The sequence below is a fragment of the Paenarthrobacter sp. RAF54_2 genome (genome assembly GCF_052113945.1).
Classification (GTDB): Bacteria; Actinomycetota; Actinomycetes; order Actinomycetales; family Micrococcaceae; genus Arthrobacter.
In genome coordinates this window covers 455,853-475,139 of record NZ_JBFRDV010000006.1, presented here as the reverse complement: position 1 = coordinate 475,139, position 19,287 = coordinate 455,853, and the positions used below count along the sequence as shown (strand labels likewise).

The 19,287-nt window shown below is 61.7% G+C and carries 21 protein-coding genes; 6 read left to right on the top strand and 15 right to left on the bottom strand.

Going from position 1 to position 19,287, the window contains the following annotated elements; translation table 11 throughout:
* From aceE to AB4Y87_RS08715, 6 genes are all read left to right on the top strand, one after another.
* Positions 1-2,753, top strand: a 2,753-nt coding sequence (gene aceE / locus AB4Y87_RS08740) for a pyruvate dehydrogenase (acetyl-transferring), homodimeric type (protein WP_442003969.1), incomplete at its 5' end; no start/stop codon positions are given.
* A 200-nt stretch (positions 2,754-2,953) separates the two neighbouring features.
* The gene (locus AB4Y87_RS08735; RefSeq protein WP_442003968.1) at positions 2,954-4,198 is read left to right on the top strand and encodes a PucR family transcriptional regulator; all 1,245 of its coding nucleotides are present in this window, start codon (positions 2,954-2,956) and stop codon (positions 4,196-4,198) included.
* An 88-nt stretch (positions 4,199-4,286) separates the two neighbouring features.
* Entirely contained in the window at positions 4,287-5,216 is a 930-nt protein-coding gene (locus tag AB4Y87_RS08730) for an ACP S-malonyltransferase (protein WP_442003967.1), read from the top strand.
* Positions 5,213-6,274, top strand: a complete 1,062-nt coding sequence (locus tag AB4Y87_RS08725) for a beta-ketoacyl-ACP synthase III (protein ID WP_442003966.1) — start codon at positions 5,213-5,215, stop codon at positions 6,272-6,274. The genes AB4Y87_RS08730 and AB4Y87_RS08725 overlap by 4 nt, the downstream gene beginning before the upstream one ends.
* A 114-nt stretch (positions 6,275-6,388) precedes the next feature.
* Positions 6,389-6,634: an acyl carrier protein gene (locus AB4Y87_RS08720; protein ID WP_011692310.1), complete on the top strand. Its 246-nt coding sequence runs from the start codon at positions 6,389-6,391 to the stop codon at positions 6,632-6,634.
* Between the two features lie 132 nt (positions 6,635-6,766).
* Positions 6,767-8,002, top strand: a complete 1,236-nt coding sequence (locus AB4Y87_RS08715; protein ID WP_442003965.1) for a beta-ketoacyl-[acyl-carrier-protein] synthase family protein — start codon at positions 6,767-6,769, stop codon at positions 8,000-8,002.
* 101 nt (positions 8,003-8,103) lie between these two features.
* On the opposite strand, the gene AB4Y87_RS08710 is transcribed toward AB4Y87_RS08715, so the two are convergent.
* From AB4Y87_RS08710 to AB4Y87_RS08640, 15 genes are all read right to left on the bottom strand, one after another.
* Entirely contained in the window at positions 8,104-8,607 is a 504-nt protein-coding gene (locus AB4Y87_RS08710) for a DUF3145 domain-containing protein (RefSeq protein ID WP_216923837.1), read from the bottom strand.
* A gap of 232 nt (positions 8,608-8,839) precedes the next feature.
* On the bottom strand, positions 8,840-9,766 hold the full coding sequence (locus AB4Y87_RS08705) for a tyrosine recombinase XerC (RefSeq protein WP_442003964.1): 927 nt from the start codon (positions 9,764-9,766) through the stop codon (positions 8,840-8,842).
* 64 nt (positions 9,767-9,830) lie between these two features.
* Complete coding sequence (dprA, locus tag AB4Y87_RS08700) at positions 9,831-11,051, bottom strand: DNA-processing protein DprA (RefSeq protein ID WP_442003994.1); 1,221 nt, start codon at positions 11,049-11,051, stop codon at positions 9,831-9,833.
* Between the two features lie 23 nt (positions 11,052-11,074).
* Complete coding sequence (locus tag AB4Y87_RS08695; protein ID WP_442003963.1) at positions 11,075-12,616, bottom strand: YifB family Mg chelatase-like AAA ATPase; 1,542 nt, start codon at positions 12,614-12,616, stop codon at positions 11,075-11,077.
* Positions 12,616-12,981 (bottom strand): YraN family protein, encoded by a 366-nt coding sequence (locus AB4Y87_RS08690; protein ID WP_442003962.1) that lies wholly within the window; start codon positions 12,979-12,981, stop codon positions 12,616-12,618. The genes AB4Y87_RS08695 and AB4Y87_RS08690 overlap by 1 nt, the downstream gene beginning before the upstream one ends.
* Positions 12,982-13,094: 113 nt before the next feature.
* Entirely contained in the window at positions 13,095-13,439 is a 345-nt protein-coding gene (locus AB4Y87_RS08685) for a DUF2469 domain-containing protein (protein WP_216923842.1), read from the bottom strand.
* A gap of 68 nt (positions 13,440-13,507) precedes the next feature.
* Complete coding sequence (locus AB4Y87_RS08680) at positions 13,508-14,218, bottom strand: ribonuclease HII (protein WP_442003961.1); 711 nt, start codon at positions 14,216-14,218, stop codon at positions 13,508-13,510.
* Between the two features lie 5 nt (positions 14,219-14,223).
* Positions 14,224-15,057 (bottom strand): signal peptidase I, encoded by an 834-nt coding sequence (gene lepB / locus AB4Y87_RS08675; RefSeq protein ID WP_442003960.1) that lies wholly within the window; start codon positions 15,055-15,057, stop codon positions 14,224-14,226.
* Positions 15,058-15,732, bottom strand: a complete 675-nt coding sequence (gene lepB, locus AB4Y87_RS08670) for a signal peptidase I (protein WP_442003959.1) — start codon at positions 15,730-15,732, stop codon at positions 15,058-15,060. It abuts the gene before it with no gap.
* An 81-nt stretch (positions 15,733-15,813) separates the two neighbouring features.
* A complete protein-coding gene (gene rplS, locus AB4Y87_RS08665; protein ID WP_014922079.1) occupies positions 15,814-16,167 on the bottom strand; it encodes a 50S ribosomal protein L19 in 354 nt (117 codons plus the stop codon).
* A 265-nt stretch (positions 16,168-16,432) separates the two neighbouring features.
* Positions 16,433-17,242 (bottom strand): tRNA (guanosine(37)-N1)-methyltransferase TrmD, encoded by an 810-nt coding sequence (gene trmD / locus AB4Y87_RS08660; protein WP_442003958.1) that lies wholly within the window; start codon positions 17,240-17,242, stop codon positions 16,433-16,435.
* Positions 17,243-17,797: a ribosome maturation factor RimM gene (rimM, locus tag AB4Y87_RS08655; protein WP_442003957.1), complete on the bottom strand. Its 555-nt coding sequence runs from the start codon at positions 17,795-17,797 to the stop codon at positions 17,243-17,245.
* Positions 17,798-17,928: 131 nt separating this feature from the next.
* Complete coding sequence (locus AB4Y87_RS08650; protein ID WP_144659985.1) at positions 17,929-18,171, bottom strand: RNA-binding protein; 243 nt, start codon at positions 18,169-18,171, stop codon at positions 17,929-17,931.
* Between the two features lies 1 nt (position 18,172).
* Positions 18,173-18,592 (bottom strand): 30S ribosomal protein S16, encoded by a 420-nt coding sequence (gene rpsP / locus AB4Y87_RS08645; protein ID WP_017199647.1) that lies wholly within the window; start codon positions 18,590-18,592, stop codon positions 18,173-18,175.
* Between the two features lie 189 nt (positions 18,593-18,781).
* Positions 18,782-19,234 carry a hypothetical protein gene (locus tag AB4Y87_RS08640; protein WP_442003956.1) on the bottom strand — a complete coding sequence of 151 codons (453 nt, stop codon included), beginning with the start codon at positions 19,232-19,234 and terminating at the stop codon, positions 18,782-18,784.
* Positions 19,235-19,287: the final 53 nt, after the last annotated feature.

Here is a 19,287-nt window from a genome sequence, read left to right as displayed (position 1 = left end):
CACACATCCTCAGCGGGTTGACTGCCCAGCTGCCTGATCGTGATCCGGAAGAGACCGCGGAGTGGATTGAGTCCCTTGATGCGTTGATCGCGGAGCAGGGCACGGAGCGTGCCCAGTACATTATGCGGTCGTTGTTGCAGCGTGCCGGTGCCCGGTCGGTGGGTGTGCCGATGGTGACGACCACTGATTATGTGAACACGATCCCGGTGGACCAGGAAGCGGAGTTTCCCGGGAACGAGGAGTTCGAGCGCCGGTACCGTGCGTACATGCGCTGGAACGCCGCGGTCATGGTCCACCGTGCGCAGCGGGCCGATATCGGGGTGGGCGGGCACATTTCCACCTATGCCGGCGCGGCGACCCTGTACGAGGTCGGGTTCAACCATTTCTTCCGCGGCAAGGACCACCCCTCGGGCGGGGACCAGGTGTTCTTCCAGGGCCACGCGTCCCCGGGCATGTACGCCAGGGCGTTCATGGAAGGACGGCTCTCCGAGGAGGACCTGGACGGGTTCCGTCAGGAAAAGTCCAAACAAGGCCACGCCCTGTCCTCGTACCCGCACCCCAGGTTGATGCCGGACTTCTGGGAATTCCCGACCGTGTCGATGGGCATCGGTCCGATGAACGCGATCTACCAGGCCCAGTCCAACCGGTACCTGCACAACCGCGGCCTCAAGGACACCTCCGACCAGCAGGTCTGGGCGTTCCTCGGCGACGGGGAAATGGACGAGCCCGAGTCCCGCGGGTTGCTGCAGCTGGCAGCGAACGAGAACCTGGACAACCTGAACTTCGTGATCAACTGCAACCTCCAGCGCCTGGACGGGCCCGTGCGGGGCAACGGCAAGATCATGCAGGAACTCGAGGCGTTCTTCCGCGGCGCGGGCTGGAACGTGATCAAGGTCGTCTGGGGCCGGGAATGGGACACCCTGCTGGAAAACGACACCGACGGGGCGCTGGTGAAAATCATGAACGAAACCCCCGACGGTGACTACCAGACCTACAAGGCCGAGTCCGGCGGGTTCGTCAGGGATCACTTCTTCGGCAAGTCCCCGCAGACCAAGGACATGGTCGCGGACCTGACCGAYGAGCAGATCTGGGGCCTCAAACGCGGCGGGCACGATTACCGCAAGGTCTACGCCGCGTACAAGGCAGCGGTSGAGTTCAAGGGCAAACCCACCGTGATCCTGGCCAAAACCGTCAAGGGCTACGGCCTGGGCCCGCACTTCGARGGCCGCAACGCCACCCACCAGATGAARAAGCTGACCATGGAAGACCTCAAGGCCTTCCGTGACCACCTGCGCATCCCCATCAGCGATGACCAGCTCGACGCGGACCTCTACCGGCCCCCGTACTACCACCCCGGCATGGACGCCCCCGAAATCCGGTACCTGATGGAACGCCGGGCAGAACTCGGCGGGTTCGTSCCCGAACGCCGCCGCACCCACACCCCCGTGACCCTGCCCGAAGCCAAGTCCTACGAGGTCGCCAAACGCGGCTCCGGCAAACAACAAGCCGCGACCACCATGGCCTTCGTGAGGCTCCTSAAGGACCTGATGCGGGATAAGAACTTCGGGGCCCGGTTCGTGCCCGTCGTCCCGGACGAATCCCGGACCTTCGGCATGGACGCGTTCTTCCCGACCGCGAAAATCTACAACCCCAAGGGCCAGAACTACCTCTCCGTGGACCGGGACCTCGTCCTGGCCTACAAGGAATCCCCCGCCGGGCAACTGATCCACCCCGGCATCAACGAAGCCGGCGCCGTCGCAGCGTTCACCGCCGCCGGCACCGCGTACGCCACCCACGGCSAACCCCTGGTCCCGATCTACGTGTTCTACTCCATGTTCGGCTTCCAACGCACCGGAGATTCCTTCTGGGCCGCCGCAGACCAAATGACCCGCGGCTTCATCATCGGCGCCACCGCAGGACGAACCACCCTCACCGGCGAAGGACTCCAACACGCCGACGGGCACTCCCCCATCCTGGCCTCCACCAACCCCGCCGTGAAAACCTACGACCCCGCCTACGGCTACGAAATCGGCCACATCATCCGCCACGGCCTCGAAGAAATGTACGGCCCCGACACCGAGGCCACCGGCACCGGTGAAGACCGAAACGTGATGTACTACCTCACCGTCTACAACGAACCCATCACCCAACCCGCCGAACCCGAGAACCTCGACGTCAACGGGCTCCTCAAAGGCATCTACCGCCTCGCGCCCGCCCCGGAAAACACCACCGGGGACACCAGGCCCACCGCGAACATCCTCGCCTCCGGCGTGTCCGTGCCCTGGGCCCTGGACGCCGCCCGGATCCTCGCCGAGGACTGGGGAGTCGCCGCCGAMGTCTGGTCCGTGACGTCCTGGAACGAACTGCGACGCGACGGCCTCGCCGCCGAAGAACACGCCTTCCTCAACCCCGGCCAACCCGCCCGCACCCCGTTCATCACCGAACAACTCGCMGGCACCACCGGACCCGTSATCGCCGTGTCCGACTACATGAAAGCCGTCCCCGACCAAATCCGCCAATTCATCCCCAACGACTTCGCCTCCCTCGGAGCAGACGGCTTCGGCTTCTCCGACACCCGCCAAGCCGCCCGCCGCTACTTCAAAAACGACACCCACTCCATCGTCGCCAAAACCCTCCAACTCCTCGCCGCCAAGGGAGAAGTCGAAGAAGGTGCGCTGGAAAAGGCCATCGATAAGTACCGGCTACTGGATGTGAACGCSGGCACCACCGGCGGAGCAGGCGGCGAGGCTTAGTAAACGAGCAGTTGGGCTGTAGCCCGGGACTGCACAAACTCAAGCAGTAACCGCGACGGCGGCTTCCATCGGAAGGTGGGGGCCGCCGTCGGGCGTTTAATCAAGCCTTTTCACCGCGCAACATGACGTGACCAGCGACAACATAAGTTGTAGCCTTCGCACAAATGGAGCTTGCCTGAGATGCACCGTATGCTCGTTCCATGGCAGAGCCCAGCAAAATCACTACAAAGCGCAAAGCAGCAACCCAGGCGTTGTCGCCGGAAAAGGCGGAGACCCTGCGGCAGCTCCGTGCCAATGTGGGGCAATTGTCCACCAGCACCATGCGGCAGCTTGAGAAATCGCTGCCTTGGTACGGCCGGCTGAGCTCTGATGAACGCTCCGCTTTGGGGCTCGTGGCGCAAAATGGCATTGCCGCTTTTGTAACCTGGTATGAACGTCCCAGTTCGCCGTCGTGGATCCTGACCGACGTCTTTGGCAATGCACCCACTGAATTGACGCGCTCCATCAGCCTGCAGAAGGCCTTGCAGTTGATCAGGATTGTGGTGGAGGTCGTCGAAGACCAGGTTCCTGTGATCGCCCCTGAATCGGACCAGCCTTCGCTGCGCGAGGCGGTGCTTCGTTACTCCCGGGAAGTGGCTTTCGCGGCCGCGGATGTCTACGCACGCGCAGCGGAATCACGGGGATCTTGGGACACCCGGCTTGAGGCATTGATCGTGGATGCAATCCTGCGGGGCGAAAACACGGACGCCCTTCGATCAAGAATCGCGGCCCTGGGCTGGAAAGCGCAGGAACGTTTCACCGTCATGGTGGGCAACTCGCCATCGGAGCCCAGCGCCAGTTACGTTAGCGATTTACGCCGGACTGCCGGCCGTTTCGCAGAAGACGCGCTTGTAGGAATCCAAGGTGACCGCCTCATTCTTATCCTCGGCGGCGTCCAGGACCGGGATACGGCGTACCTCAAGCTCAGTGAACTTTTCGCGCCGGGTGCCGTCGTCTATGGCCCGGAGGCCGGCTCGTTGCTGGAGGCCAGCACTTCGGCCCAGGCCGCCTTCGCTGGCCTTACCGCCGCCCGCGCCTGGCCCTCGGCGCCGCGGCCTGTTGCAGCGGACGATTTGCTCCCGGAACGCGTTGTTTCCGGTGATGATGCGGCCCGGCGGTCACTCATCAAGAATATTTACCGTCCGTTGCTGGCGGCCTCAAACGGCTTGGTGGAAACATTGGGAACCTACCTTGAGTTGGGACATTCATTGGAGGCAACAGCGCGTGAATTGTTCGTCCATGCCAACACTGTGCGCTACCGTTTGAAGCGTGTCTGCGATGTGACAGGCTGGGATCCGCTCCTCCCAAGGGAAGCATTCGTACTTCAAACTGCCCTGGTGGTGGGCCGGCTTTCGGCCCAGCCCAAAGCCACCCCCGAGCGTCACGCATCGCGTTCACAGAACTGAACCGTTGTAGACTTCCTACAAACTGACCCAGTGAGCTTGGTGTACGAAAACACCAGTGGATCACGTGGCAATTTGGAAAGCTGGATACGTGCTTGCAATCGTCTGCCCTGGACAGGGCTCCCAGACCCCTGGATTTTTGGCCCCTTGGCTGGAACTCCCCTCCGTCGAAGGCCAATTGGCCACCCTGAGCGAGATCGCAGGCATCGACCTCAAGGCCCACGGAACCACCTCTGATGAAGAAACCATCAAAGACACCGCAGTGGCCCAACCGCTGATCGTGGCCGCGGGCCTGGTGGCAGCCAAGTCTTTGTTCGACGTCGAACTCAACACACTTCCGGTTGTCCTTGCAGGGCATTCCGTCGGTGAAATCACGGCTTCTGCCCTTGCCGGCGTCCTCACTGAGCAGGAAGCCATGACTTTCGTCCGCGAGCGGGCCAACAGTATGGCGGCCGCAGCGGCGGTAACCCCGACAGGCATGAGTGCAGTGGTCGGTGGGGACCCCGCTGAGGTCCTTGCCGCCATCGAGGCATCGGGCGCCACTCCCGCCAACGTGAACGGAGCCGGCCAGACTGTCGCCGCAGGAACATTCGAGCAGCTCAAGGCCTTGGCGGACAACCCGCCGGCCAAGGCACGCGTCATCCCCCTGAAGGTTGCCGGCGCCTTCCACACCTCGCACATGGCTCCCGCCGTCAGCGCACTGGAAGCCCTGAAGCCCTCCTTGTCTCCGCAGGACCCGACTGTCCCCCTGCTGTCCAACTACGACGGCAAGGAAGTTACGGCAGGTTCTGCCGCCGTCGACAGCATGATTGCGCAGGTCTCCAGGCCCGTCCGGTGGGACCAGTGCATGGAGAATCTCTCGGCCCGCGGAGTAACCGGTGTGATCGAACTGGCTCCGGCCGGCACGCTTGCTGGTTTGGCAAAGCGTGGAATGCCAGGGGTCAAGACAGTTGCCGTCAAAACCCCGGATGATTTGTCCGCGGCCCTGGCACTTTTCGCTGAATTGGAGGGACAAGCGTGAGCACCCCCGTACTGAACAAAGCGACGGTGAACGAGAACGCCCGCATCCTGGGCATCGGCGCCTACCGTCCGGATGTCATCGTCACCAACGACGACGTCTGCCAGTGGATCGATTCCTCGGATGAATGGATCCGGCAGCGCACCGGCATCATCACCCGCCACCGGGCAGCCGCTGACGTCAGTGTCATCGACATGGCCGAAGGCGCCGCCCGCGAAGCCATCCAGCAGGCCGGGATCGAACCGTCCCAGCTGGGTGCAATCATCGTGTCCACCGTGACCCACCCCTACGCAACGCCCTCGGCAGCCGCTGCCCTTACGGAGCGATTGGGCGCGACGCCGGCACCCGCCTACGACATTTCCGCCGCCTGTGCGGGTTACTGCTACGGCGTGGCCCAGGCAGACGCGCTGGTGCGCTCCGGTGCTGCCGAATATGTCCTGGTGGTCGGCGCCGAGAAACTCTCTGACGTCATCGACAACCACGAACGCACCATCTCGTTCCTGCTCGGCGACGGCGCCGGCGCAGTAGTGGTTGGACCTTCCGACACCCCCGGCATCGGACCTTCAGTGTGGGGCTCGGACGGTAGCAAGTGGGATGCAATTGGAATGACCCACTCTTTGGAAGACGTCAAGAAGCTGGGCGAATCGGCCCGTCACTCCGACGAAACAGATGACCTCGCAATCATCTCTGCAACACAGGATGTCTGGCCTACGCTGCGCCAGGACGGCCAGACTGTTTTCCGTTGGGCCGTCTGGGAAATGGCAAAGGTAGCGCAGCAAGCGCTCGACGCCGCCGGCATAGAAGCCAGCGACCTCGCCGCTTTTGTTCCCCACCAGGCGAACATGCGCATCATCGATGAGATGGTGAAGAAGCTGAAGCTTCCCGAGACCGTCCTCATTGGCCGCGACATCGCCCAAGCCGGCAATACATCAGCTGCTTCCATCCCCCTGGCCACGCACCGCCTTCTTCAGGAGAACCCTGAACTCAGCGGTGGGCTGGCATTGCAGATCGGTTTCGGCGCCGGATTGGTCTTTGGCGCCCAGGTTGTCGTTCTGCCATAGACCTGGACTGGCCCTGTGGCCTCCAGCCAACTGAATATGACTTACAAACCCAAACCGTAACCGCGGTTTGCCCCCTTTCCGGCATAGCCGGCACAACAAGAAAAGGAGCCAACAATGGCTAGCAACGAAGAAATCCTGGCCGGCCTGGCTGAAATCGTCAACGAAGAAACGGGCCTGGCTACCGAAGCCGTCGAGCTGGACAAGTCCTTCACCGAGGACCTGGACATCGACTCCATCTCCATGATGACCATCGTCGTGAACGCCGAAGAGAAGTTCGGCGTACGTATCCCGGACGAAGAGGTCAAGAACCTTAAGACCGTCGGCGACGCCGTCAGCTTCATCGCAAACGCCCAGGCCTAAGCCTGGTACCAGCTGTGCCGGGCCAGGGTCTTTGATCCTGTGCCCGGCACAGCCGCAGTAACGCCCAAAGTTTTTCCTGCCGCCCCTGCAAAAACTGCAGATGGGACGGCTGATCCGACAGAGAGTGATCGCATGGCACGCAAAGTAGTCATAACCGGTCTGGGGGCCACCACTCCCATCGGCGGCGACGTCCCCACAATGTGGCAGAACGCGCTGAAAGGGGTCTCAGGTGCACGCACACTCGAAGACGAGTGGGTGGCCAAGTACGACCTCCCCGTCCACTTTGCTGCCCGGTGCTCGACGCCGGCCCTGGAAGTCCTGAGCCGGGTGGAAGCCAAGCGTATGGACCCGTCCACGCAGTTTGGTGTCATCGCTGCCCGTGAAGCATGGGCTGATTCAGGCATCCAGGACATCGACCACGACCGCCTGGCGGTGGCATTTGCCACGGGCATCGGCGGCGTATGGACGCTCCTTGATGCCTGGGACACGCTCAGGGACAAGGGTCCGCGCCGGGTCCTGCCCATGACCGTTCCCATGCTCATGCCCAACGGCGTGGCCGCTGCTGTCAGCCTTGACCTGGGCGCCCGAGCCGGAGCCCATACTCCAGTCTCCGCCTGCGCATCCGGTACTGAGGCCCTGCACCTTGGCTTGGACCTGATCCGTTCCGGCAAGGCCGACGTCGTCATGTGCGGTGGCGCGGAAGCCGCCATTCACCCGATGCCCTTGGCCGCCTTCTCGTCCATGCAGGCGCTCTCCCGCCGCAATGACGATCCTGAGCGCGCTTCCCGCCCGTATGACATCGATCGCGACGGCTTTGTTATGGGTGAGGGTGCCGGTGCGCTGGTACTCGAAGCAGAAGAGCACGCAATCGCCCGCGGTGCCCGCATCTACGCTGAGCTTGCCGGTACATCGGTAACGGCCGACGCCTACCACATCACAGCCCCCGATCCCGAAGGTCTCGGCGCCACCCGCGCACTGAAGGCCGCAATGTTTGACGGCAGGATCCAGGCGGAGGACGTAGTCCACGTCAACGCCCACGCCACCTCCACTCCAGTAGGTGACAGGCCGGAGTACACGGCCCTCCGCGCCGCACTGGGGGCTCACGTCGACAACGTGGCGGTATCTGCCACCAAGTCCCAGATGGGCCATCTCCTGGGCGCCTCCGGGGCTGTAGAGGCGGTCCTCACTGTCCTGGCTGTCTATGAGCGCAAGGCACCTGTCACCATCAACCTCGAGAACCAGGATCCTGAGATCCCCCTCGACGTCGTGACGTCCGCGCGTGACTTGCCTGCGGGCGACATCGTGGCGCTGAGCAACTCCTTCGGCTTTGGCGGACACAATGCTGTCATCGCGGTCCGCAACGTCTAAGACCTGCGTTCGCCGAATGCGGTGACGTGAAGAGAAGGGCCCACCATCAGGTGGGCCCTTCTCTGTTGCTATGGGAATGTTTTGGCGGTCAGGAGTTGCTGCTACCCGACTTGGTGCAGCCACCGGACCGGAGCGCCCTCAGCAGCGTGGCGGAAGGGCTCCAGTTCCTCATCCCAGGCTTCGCCCAGGGCCAATGACAGCTCATGGTAAACGGCGGACGGGTCTCCGGCTCCTGACTCATAGGCATAGCGGATGCGGTCCTCACTGACCATGATGTTGCCGTGCACATCCGTGACAGCATGGAAGATTCCCAGTTCCGGGGTATGCGACCAGCGTGCGCCATCCACGCCTTGGCTGGGTTCTTCAGTAACCTCGTACCGCAAATGTGCCCAGCCCCGAAGAGCAGACGCCAACTGGGCGCCAGTGCCTGGCGTACCTGTCCAGGACAGTTCGGCACGGAACATTCCGGGCGCAGCTGGCTGAGGGGTCCACTCAAGATCGGTCCGCTTGTCCACGACCGATCCGATGGCCCACTCAACGTGCGGGCACAATGCCGTAGGGGCCGAGTGCACGAAAAGGACACCGCGGGTTGTTGCAACAGACATTCCATCCTCCATAGCTGTAGGTACGTCTTCCCCAACGACCTCTGCGACGGATGTTTACTGTTGCTGCCCGGCCCCATGCTTCTTACGGACCCTGCAGGCTATTCAATTAGCTAAGACTCTTTGATTGTGACACGAAACGAACCCTCAACCCTAAATTGAAGGTTCGGCCGTGGTGCTTTCATTTTGCCGTACCCTTCCCTTTTCCGCCAGTGCAACTCTTTGGGCGTCATTTTCAGGCCCGCGGATGTGCCTGCTGGTAGCTCCTCCGAAGCCTGTCCACAGAAACGTGGGTGTAGATCTGGGTAGTGGCGAGGCTACTGTGCCCAAGAATTTCCTGCACTGCCCGAAGATCAGCCCCACCATCCAGCAGATGGGTTGCGGCGCTATGCCTCAAGGCGTGGGGCCCCGTTGCAGCGGTATCGCCAAGCGCCTGCAGGAGGGCGGCTACAACGGCACGGACTTGGCGTGGGTCAACGCGGTTTCCCCTTACGCCCAGGAACAGAGCCGGGCCGCTCGTGGCAGTTACCAGCGCCGGGCGTCCCCGGCGGAGCCAATCGTCGATTGCAAGGGCAGCTGGAACTCCGAAAGGAACGGTACGCTCCTTGTTTCCCTTGCCGATGACACGAAGGGTCCTTCTATCCGGATCCATATCATCGATGTCCAGCCCGGCAAGCTCCCCCACGCGCACACCGGTTGCGTACAGCAGCTCCACCATTGCACGATCCCGAAGGGCCAGGGGACCTCCGTCTGCCGCAGCAGCGTCAAGGCTATCCACGACCCTGAGAATTTGCTGCTGCTGGAGGACTCCAGGCAACGATTTCCCGCGTTTAGGAGCTTGCAGACGAAGGGCCGGATCCGTGGAAATGAGTTCCTCCCTCAGAGCCCACTTGGTAAACGACCTGGCCGTGGCGGCACGGCGGGCAAGAGTTGACCGGGCCATCCCGGCTTCACTTTGCGCACCCAGCCATCGGCGGAGCGAACCCAACTCCAATTGATCGAGATCGCATATTCCCTCCTGGGCCGCGAATCCGAGGAGGCTGTACACGTCCGCCAGATATGCGCGGACAGTATGTGCCGACCTCGCGCGTTCACCGTGGAGGTAGCGTTCGAAACCCTCCACTGCGCTCTTTAGCGATGCTGGCAATGATTCTGCGTCCACCCTTCCAACTTTGCCAGCAATTTGGACCCTCGCTGCGTATCAACATGCTTCGCTGCTCGTCCGCCTAGGCATTCTTGGTGCGCTTCCAGCCCCCCCGTTCGGAGGATGCGAGACCCAGCAGTCCCAATCGACCCAAGCCCGCACGCACAGAGTCCGGGCTGAGGCCCGCAACGACCGTGAGTTTCTCCACGGAACTTGCCGATCGAAGCGGCAAGGCGTCCAGGAGAATCAGGTCTTCCAAGGACAAGCCATCATGCGGTGCGGCCGGCGAATCCTTCTCGGAGACCATCACCTCGCCATTCCGGCCGGCCAGTTCAGCAATTTCTCCGACGTCCGTCACACAGATCGCCCCGCCATCCCGGAGCAGCCTATGGCAACCCGCCGAGTTCGCGCTGTGAATGGATCCGGGGACAGCTGCCACTACCCGCCCTATGCTCTCAGCGTGGTGGGCTGTGTTCAATGCGCCTGACCGCCAACGTGCCTCCACGACCACCGTGACAGCCGCGAGCGCAGCAATGAGGCGGTTTCGCTGCAGGAATCGGTACCTTGTAGGGGCGGATCCGGGTGGAACCTCCGAAATCACGGCTCCTTGGTTGGCCACGGCACGAAGAAGATCCTCGTTCCCGGAGGGATAGAAGCGGTCCACTCCCCCAGCCATGATGGCAATGGTCGGTACGTTTGCCACCCCACCACGGAGGGCCCCACGGTGGGCGTGGGCGTCAATGCCGTAGGCTCCCCCGGAAACAACGCAGTATCCACGCTGGGCCAAGCCGTAGGCAAGATCCCCAGTCACGGACGCTCCATAGCTCGTGCTGTCCCTGGACCCCACCAAGGCGATGGTCTGCCGCGTTGAGGGAAGGGGCTGCTCGTGTCCGCGCCACCACAGGCATAAAGGCTCCTGGAGGCCGAGGTCGGACAACTGCTCGGGCCAAAGCTCGTCGCCGGGAACAATCAGGCGGCCTCCGAGCCGCCTCATCGTCTCCATGTCACGGTCCGGCGCGAGGTCCGGAACACGTGGAGCCCATCGTCGCTTGCTGGCCGTGAGTCCCGGCCAGGAAGCCGGACCTCCGCTTTCGGTCAGTAAAGCGGAGATCTCTTGTTCAAGGCGCGGGCCTGCAGCGAGTTCGCCTGTCACGATACCCAGGGCATCAACAGGTCCAACAGCATGAACCAAGGCGAGCCCCACGGAATCCTGTGGTTCCATCAGACGCGCCAATGCTGCCCGTGCAAGCCTTTCCTTTTCCTGCTTCCCCAACACGGTTCCCCTTGCGCCTTCGGTTGTCATTCCGTCCTTCGTCACGTTGTCCTTCATGCCATCGCCGTTGCTTGCCTGAGGCCGAGCGCTTGTCCGATGTGGTCTGCAGTAGGAGTCTTGCTGTGGTCCAGGTCCGCCAGGGTCCACGCCAACCGAAGGACACGGTCATAGCCTCGGGCTGTGAGAATGCCTCGCTCCAGTGCCGTGTCCAGAATGCGGGTGGCGCCCAGCGGCAGCCTCAGTTCCCCGCGCAGGGTGCGTCCCGGCACTTGGGAATTGGTCTCAATGCCAAAAGCCCCCAAGCGATCGGCCTGTCTCTGCCTCGCAGCCAGTACCCGTCCCGCAACAGCTTCCGTTCCCTCTTCCGTGCCTGCCTGCCCAAAATCGGCGAGGGACACGCGTTCGACTTGGAGTTGTATGTCGACGCGATCCAGGAGGGGACCCGATATGCGGCCGAAGTACCGCCTGCGCATTATTGCAGTGCAGGTACAGTCCATCCCCTTGCCCGAGGCTTTGCCGCATGGGCAAGGATTGGCTGCCAGGACCAGTTGAAACCGCGCGGGGTACGCCGCTGTCCCTGCCGAGCGGTGAATCACCAGTTCGCCGCTCTCCAAGGGCTGCCGAAGGGCATCCAGGACGCGTCGTTCATACTCGGGAGCCTCGTCAAGGAAGAGGACTCCGCGATGTGCCCGCGAGGCAGCTCCCGGGCGCGGAAGTCCAGAGCCTCCGCCGATGATCGCAGCTGCGGTGGCACTGTGGTGGGGATTCTCGAACGGCGGCCTCCGCAGCAACGTGCCGGTTGACGAGCGGACCGCTGCGAGGGAGTGAATGGCAGTAACCTCCATTGCTGCCTTGTCCGCAAGGTCCGGCAAGAGTCCTGGCAAACGCTCCGCGAGCATCGTCTTACCGGCACCTGGTGGACCGGTCAGGAGCATATGGTGGCTGCCTGCAGCTGCGACTTCCAGCGCGCGCCGAGCCTCTGATTGCCCCGAAACGTCGGAAAGATCAGGCACGATGCCCACTGCGTCATCATTTTCATCTCCGGGATCGCCCGCGGGCGGGTCGTAGTCCAGGGCAAGTTCTTTGGGGTCGGCACCGAAGTCGTAGGCGAGCCGAGCGAGAGTCCGGTATCCCCTGACATGAGCACCCGGTACCAACGTTGCCTCGGCGACGTTTGCCTCGGCTACGACGATCTCCGGGTACCCCGCCTGAACGGCAGCCATCACGGCTGGGAGGATGCCCCTCACCGGACGGAGCCGGCCGTCCAAACCCAGCTCAGCAATGAAGACTGTTCCATCGATCGAACGAATATCCTCCGCAGCACGGAGAACAGCCATGGTGATGGCAAGGTCAAAGCCCGAACCACGTTTGGGCAAGGATGCTGGAATGAGATTGGCTGTGATCTTCCTCCGGCTCAGAGGAATTCCCGAGTTTTGTGCCGCGGACCGAATTCGTTCTTTGGYTTCATTAAGGGCGGCATCGGGTAGCCCCAGAATCACGAATGCGGGGAGGGTTTGGCCGATATCGGCTTCTACCTCAACGATGTAGCCATTGAGTCCAACCAGGGCAATGCAGTAGCTGCGCCCAACCCCCATCAGCCAACACCCCTCAGGTGTTCCAATTGGGGATCCCCAATGCCGTCGTGGATGACCGAGACCACATCAATGCGTCTTCGTGGAGCATTCACTTCATGTTCCCGGCACCACGATGAAGCGAGCCGATGCAGGCGTCCCAGCTTGGCCGGACCTACTGCCTCAAAGGGATGTCCATAGTCCAGGCTGCTGCGGGTCTTTACCTCCGCCACCACCAGGGTGTCACCCTCAAGTGCCACGATGTCGATTTCACCATCGGCGCACCGCCAATTGCGATCGACAATACGCATGCCCTGGTCTTCCAGGAATCCTGCCGCCAACGCCTCGCCGTTACGGCCAAGAATGTCTTTTGCTCTCATGAGCATCACCTCCGCTATCCAGCTTTGACGCTGGCAGCGGCTTGTGACAGACGGCCCTGATGCTATGTGGGTAAACCCGTTACATCAGCCTTGTGGAGGAAGAGTACCCGCGGCTACAGGTGTTAGTTACCGAGGTCTCCCAGATCCCCGAGGCCACCATCTTTGGGCAACGCAAGATCTTCATTTCGTGGAAGTTCCTCGACGTTGACGTCCTTGAAGGTAATGACCCGGACATTTTTCACGAAGCGGGCTGAACGATAAACATCCCAAACCCAGGCATCCTGCAGGGTCAGATCAAAATAGACTTCGCCGTCTGCGCTGCGGGCTTGTAAATCAACATGGTTGGCCAGGTAGAAACGCCGCTCAGTTTCGACAACGTAGCTGAACAAACCGACAACGTCCCGGTATTCACGGTAGAGCTGAAGCTCCATGTCGGTTTCATAGTTCTCAAGGTCCTCGGCGCTCATAGTTCCATCTTGCACCATCTGCCGCGCACCGGACGCCATCCGCAGGACAGACGCTGCCAAGCAGGCTGTTAGACCACGTCCGGCCCGGTCAGGTTCCAGCTCGTCCGGTGATAGGCACTGGGTCCCTGCAGCCTGATCACGTCGCGATGCGCTGCTGTGGCGTAACCCTTGTTTTCGTTCCAGCCGTAGGCCGGTACTTCAGCGTGGAGATCAACCATGATTCGATCGCGGGCTACTTTTGCCAAAACACTGGCGGCGGCCACGCTGAGACAGCTCATATCCGCTTTTACCTTTGTGTGCACCGGCGCTTCACACCAGGGCCCCGTGTTCGCGGTATCGAACAACGAAGCTTGAACTTCCGGAGAAAGCCAGTTGTGGCTGCCGTCCAACAACACGACGTCAGGCGTGATGCCACCGGCCAGAATCTCAAACCAGGCCCGTGTTCCCGCCAGGCGCAGGGCGGCTATGATGCCGACGTCATCGATTTCCCGGGCGGAGGCATGTCCAACTGCGGATGCTACGGCCCAGTCACGGACCAAAGGCTCCAACCTGTCACGGTCCTCGGSCTTGAGCAACTTGCTGTCCCGCACATCCGCCAGCAGGGCATGATCCGCGAGGTTGACCACGGCGATTCCCACACTGACGGGGCCAGCCAGCGCGCCCCTGCCGACCTCGTCCATGCCGGCCAGCAAACGCACCCCGGAAGACAGGAAGGAACGCTCGACGTCCAGGGTCGGAACTTCGGTTGGTGTCTTGGTTTTCAGCCGGGTGCTTGCCATGGCCGTTACTTTCCTGACGTGCCCGCAGGAACGTTCTTGAAGACATCCGGGTAATTGTCCAGCACCGTCCACCGGTTGACGGGCCAGGCTATGACCGTGGCTTTGCCTTCAACGTCCTCGATATTAATGAAACCACCATTGACTTCCTGGTGCGCGCGGGAATCGGCCGAGTGATTGCGGTTGTCTCCCATGACCCAGACCTTGCCCTCTGGAACGATGATGTCGAACGGGTTGGGCTGTGGCACTTCCGCGGGGTTGATGTACGTTTCGTCCACCGGGGTGCCATTGATGCTGACTCGACCCTGCGCGTCACAACAGGAAACGTGATCACCCGGAAGCCCAATCACGCGCTTGACCAGGTGCTGCTCGTTGTCGTCAGCGGCCAACCCAACGAATTCCAAAGTGTCGCCTACCCAATCAAGGGGGCCTGCCGGTTTTTTCAGAACCGCCGGAAGCCAACCTTGCGAATCCTTGAAGACCACTACGTCGCCCCGTTCCAAGGCGAAGGGCTCCGGCACCAGCAGATTGATGAAGATGCGGTCATTGACGTCCAAGGTGCTTTCCATGGATTCAGAAGGAATGTAGAACGCCCGGAAAAGGAACGTCTTGATAAGGAAGGAGAGCACTACGGCAATGGCCACGACTGTGACGATTTCCTTCAGCCATCCCAGGGCAGGGTTCCTGCGGGGCTTCTCAGCCTCGTCGGTTTTGTTGCCGGCATCGGCGGCAGCGTCGGCGACCGGGCTGGGCTCAGCCACTCCAGCGACGCCACCCGTTCCGTCCGAGAGCCGCGCGTCGTCGTCGTGTCGCTCGGGATTCTCGGGAACTTTGTCCGGCATTTATTGTCCGTTCTTCGATGGTTCGGCCTGCACGGAGCGAGGCACCTCTGCAAATCTATCAAGGGGCCAGATGATCTGGACGGGTCTGCCGATCACCCGGTCAAACGGGACCATTCCCCCGCCGGGTGCTCCCAGCAATCCGCGGGAATCAGCAGAGCGGGATCGGTGGTCGCCCATCAGCCAGAGCCGGTCCTCGGGGACCACGACGTCGAACTTCTGTTTGCTGGGTTCGTCCCCGGGGTACACATAGGGTTCCTCAAGTACCTGACCGTTCACTGTGAGGCGCCCCTCGGAGGAACAGCACCGAATGTGGTCACCCGGAACCCCAATGACACGCTTCACGTATGTTGTATCGCTCCCAGTGAGCCCGAACCATTGGCCCGCCGCTGCAATCGCGTCGACAAGAGGACCCTTACCGCTGCTGAGCGGGGCGAATGATCCACGCCCATCAAAGACAACCACGTCTCCACGCTGGATGGGCTCTGCGGTGAATGCCGTCCGCGAAACCAGGATCCTGTCCCCCGTGCCAAGCAACGGCTCCATGGACTCGGAGGGAATGTAGTAGACGTCGATCCACAAGGAGCGAACCAGGCCGCTGATGGCTACGGCAAGGACCAATGCCAGCAAAACAAAACGCCAGCCCTGTTTCCGGGGCCGGCGTTCTGATGTGTCCATGACTCGTATCCCTGTTGCGTTGCGGATTGCTCCGGAACGAACCGGGCACGAATCCTGGACCCGTTGCGTAAGTCGCTGGACTTACTTGGCGAAGTCGCGCTTTTCCTTGATCTTCGCTGCCTTACCGCGCAGTGCGCGCATGTAGTAAAGCTTGGCGCGGCGGACGTCACCCTTGGTGACGACCTCGATCTTGTCGATGATCGGGGAGTGTACCGGGAAGGTACGCTCTACGCCGACACCGAAGGAAACCTTGCGTACGGTGAAGGTTTCGCGAACGCCGTCACCCTGGCGGCCCAGGACGAAGCCCTGGAATACCTGGACACGGGAGTTCTTGCCTTCGATGATGTTGACGTGAACCTTGAGGGTGTCACCCGCGCGGAACTCGGGAACATCGTTACGCAGCGAGGCTGCATCTACGCTATCGAGGATATGCATTAATCCACTCCTGGTGAACGCCACAGGTCATCCACTTTGGGTTACGGCAGACAAGGCCGCGGCACAAAGCCAACCGGAAATCTCCGCCGAAGTTTCTTAGTGTCCGGTTCCACCACTGATTGGCGGCACCGGGTTGTCCGGCTGTTGGCTTCGCTCCCCCTGTGGCAGGTGCTGGCCCAGCAGACACAAGGGTTAATTCTGCCACATGCCGCAGCATCCGACCAACTATGCGGACTCGCAACGCCCGACGGCGGCCAGCGGGGTACTACAGTCGCGTTTGTGACGTGTTGCTTTCCGTGCGGCGGCGCAGGCGACCATCCACGACGTCGTAACCCAGGTCCGCGAGTGCGTTGCGGTCCGCGCGACTCAACCGACCGGCGTCGAAGTGTTCAAGGAGATCCGGACGGCGCTCGGCAGTGCGGCGGAACTGTTCATGGCGCCGCCACTGCGCTATCTTCCCGTGATTGCCGCTCAGAAGGACTGGAGGCACCTCGTGCTCCCGCCATGAGGATGGCTTGGTATAAACCGGATACTCCAGGAGTCCGTCCGAATGTGATTCTTCAACGAGGGATTCCGGGTTGCCCACCACGCCTGGAAGCAAACGGCCGATTGCTTCAACCATGGCCAGGACAGCAACTTCGCCGCCATTGAGAACGTAGTCGCCAAGGCTGACAGGCCTCACTGTGAAGTGCTCGTGCGCCCAGTCGATGACGCGCTCATCGATTCCCTCGTACCGACCGCAGGCAAAGACCAGCTGCTCCTCTTCGGCGAGCTCATAGGCAAGGGCCTGGGTAAACCTCTCCCCTGCCGGCGACGGGACAATCAGGACAGGTTTGGTGCCCTCACCAGGCCCGGCAACGGATTCGAGCGCCTGTGCCCACGGCTCTGGCTTCATGACCATGCCCGCGCCGCCCCCATAAGGAGTGTCGTCCACGGTCCGGTGCTTGTCAGTAGTGAACGTCCGGAGGTCGTGGACGTTAAGTTCCAAGAGCCCATCCTGGCGGGCCTTGCCTATCAGCGAAAGTTCAAGCGGGGCAAGGTACTCAGGGAAGATGCTGACGACATCGATCCTCATTCAGGCATCATCCCCGGCGCCGTCCTTGGACTCCTCAGCCGTGTCATCGTTGATTTCAAAGAGACCGGCAGGCGGAGTGATGAGAATGAACCCGTCCTCGATGTTGACCTCAGGCACGATTTCATCGACGAAGGGAACCAGAATTTCCTTCCCTTCCTCCGTCCTGACCGTCAACAAGTCCTGAACCGGCAGTGTGGTCAGCGCGGCAACTTTGCCCACAACCTGTGAGCCAACCCGCGCCTCCAACCCAACGAGTTCGTGCTCATACCAGCCTTCGTCGTCGTCTTCGTCATCGAGTTCTTCGGTTTCGATGAAAAGCTTCGCACCACGGATTGCCTCGGCGGCGTTGCGATCTGCAATCTCTTCAAAGCCCAGCAGGAGGATGTCTTTGTTCCATCTGGCGCTACGGATGGTCAGCGGGCCCGCAGTGGCCGGCTCCACGACGAATTCGGTTCCAGCGACGAAGCGCTCGGAGGGGGCGTCGGTGAGCACTTGCACCGTCACCTCGCCGCGTATGCCATGGGGTTTGCCGATCCGGGCCACCTGGAGCTGCATGGGTTCCTCTGAATTCTCGTTGTGCCCGCGCTGCCAGGCAGCAACGGAAGTGAAATGATCGATAAAGCAATCCGGCCCCTCCACCATATTCGGTGAAGGGGCCGGATCTAAGATAAGTATTGCTGAGCGCGTTACCGGCGACGATCGGTGTCGACGACGTCGACCCTGACCTGCTCGCCACCTGCCAAGGCTGCAACCACAGTGCGCAATGCACGTGCGGTGCGTCCCTGACGGCCGATCACCCGTCCGAGGTCCTCCTGGTGAACGCGCACCTCAAGGGATTCCCCACGGCGGTTGTTCCTGGCACTGACCTTGACATCCTCAGGGCTGTCAACGATCCCACGGACCAAGTGCTCGAGCGCTTCTGCCAGCAATTTACTCAGCCTCGGTGGTCTCTGCTTCAGCCTCGGCCGGAGCTTCGGCTTCGTCCTTCTTGGCCTTCTTGGTGATGGCTTCCGGAATGATGACGGAACCCTTCTCCGGGGCTACGAAGGCTTCCTTCGGAGCTTTGGTCTTCAGGGTGCCTTCCTGGCCCGGCAGGCCCTTGAACTTCTGCCAGTCACCGGTGATCTTGAGGATCGCGGCAACCTGCTCGGTCGGCTGAGCGCCAACGGAAAGCCAGTACTGGGCGCGCTCGGAAGCGACCTCGATGTACGACGGCTCTTCGGTGGGGTGGTACTTGCCGATTTCTTCAATGGCACGGCCATCGCGCTTGGCGCGGGCATCCATGACGACAATGCGGTAGTACGGTGCGCGCATCTTACCGAAGCGCTTAAGGCGAATCTTTACGGCCACTTTTGTGGTCACTCCTGTTTCTGAAACGGGGTTGAACCCGACGTTCTGCACCCGTGGGGCGGGCCATACTTGGGGGTTCCAAAGGACAAGATTTGGGCACGGAGAGAGGGGCCGCGCCAATCAAGTACTTGACCATTGTGCCAGATGCCGGAAGTAATTACGACTTACGCCACTCCGGACCCCAACGCGCTAGACGGACCAGACGTAGAGTCCTGAACGCTCCGCCTTCTCAACGTCAGTGGCCAAGGAAGCCAGCTGCTGCACGTACTGACGCGATTGGTCCGCACCAAAAGGCATCTCGTCCTGCTCAGCCCATGCCGCAGCGACGTCGTCAAGAACGTTCCCGTCGCCTTCGCTTTCATACGTCAGCAGCTCGGCAAGCGCCCTCACCATCGCTTCCGGAACGCCAAGGAGGGCGTCGCTGGTGACGTCCACCAGCGCCAGCTCGTAGTCTGCACCGGCAGCATGGACGGCTTTGCCCGCAAGGTCCCCCAGTTGCTCGACCTCAAAGTCGGTGATGCCATCGATCCTGACGGCGGGGCCGGTAACGTCGGCACCCCGGTCCAAGGCAGCTGCCCTCTTGAGTGCTTCATCGTGGGTGGCTACAAAAATTTCGGCAAAGCCCATGGAGAGTGCTCTCATTCGTTCGTGCTGACGGGGCGGCGGCAACGGCCCAGGGGGCGAATACGGTCAAT

Excerpts from the sequence above, each read along its gene's own strand:
- AB4Y87_RS08735 (WP_442003968.1), top strand. The coding sequence starts at position 2,954 with ATGGCAGAGCCCAGCAAAATCACTACAAAGCGCAAAGCAGCAACCCAG.
- AB4Y87_RS08720 (WP_011692310.1), top strand. The coding sequence starts at position 6,389 with ATGGCTAGCAACGAAGAAATCCTGGCCGGCCTGGCTGAAATCGTCAAC.
- AB4Y87_RS08715 (WP_442003965.1), top strand. The coding sequence starts at position 6,767 with ATGGCACGCAAAGTAGTCATAACCGGTCTGGGGGCCACCACTCCCATC.
- AB4Y87_RS08710 (WP_216923837.1), bottom strand. The coding sequence starts at position 8,607 with ATGTCTGTTGCAACAACCCGCGGTGTCCTTTTCGTGCACTCGGCCCCT.
- dprA (WP_442003994.1), bottom strand. The coding sequence starts at position 11,051 with ATGACAACCGAAGGCGCAAGGGGAACCGTGTTGGGGAAGCAGGAAAAG.
- AB4Y87_RS08685 (WP_216923842.1), bottom strand. The coding sequence starts at position 13,439 with ATGAGCGCCGAGGACCTTGAGAACTATGAAACCGACATGGAGCTTCAG.
- lepB (WP_442003960.1), bottom strand. The coding sequence starts at position 15,057 with ATGCCGGACAAAGTTCCCGAGAATCCCGAGCGACACGACGACGACGCG.
- lepB (WP_442003959.1), bottom strand. The coding sequence starts at position 15,732 with ATGGACACATCAGAACGCCGGCCCCGGAAACAGGGCTGGCGTTTTGTT.
- rplS (WP_014922079.1), bottom strand. The coding sequence starts at position 16,167 with ATGCATATCCTCGATAGCGTAGATGCAGCCTCGCTGCGTAACGATGTT.
- trmD (WP_442003958.1), bottom strand. The coding sequence starts at position 17,242 with ATGAGGATCGATGTCGTCAGCATCTTCCCTGAGTACCTTGCCCCGCTT.
- rimM (WP_442003957.1), bottom strand. The coding sequence starts at position 17,797 with ATGCAGCTCCAGGTGGCCCGGATCGGCAAACCCCATGGCATACGCGGC.
- AB4Y87_RS08640 (WP_442003956.1), bottom strand. The coding sequence starts at position 19,234 with ATGAGAGCACTCTCCATGGGCTTTGCCGAAATTTTTGTAGCCACCCAC.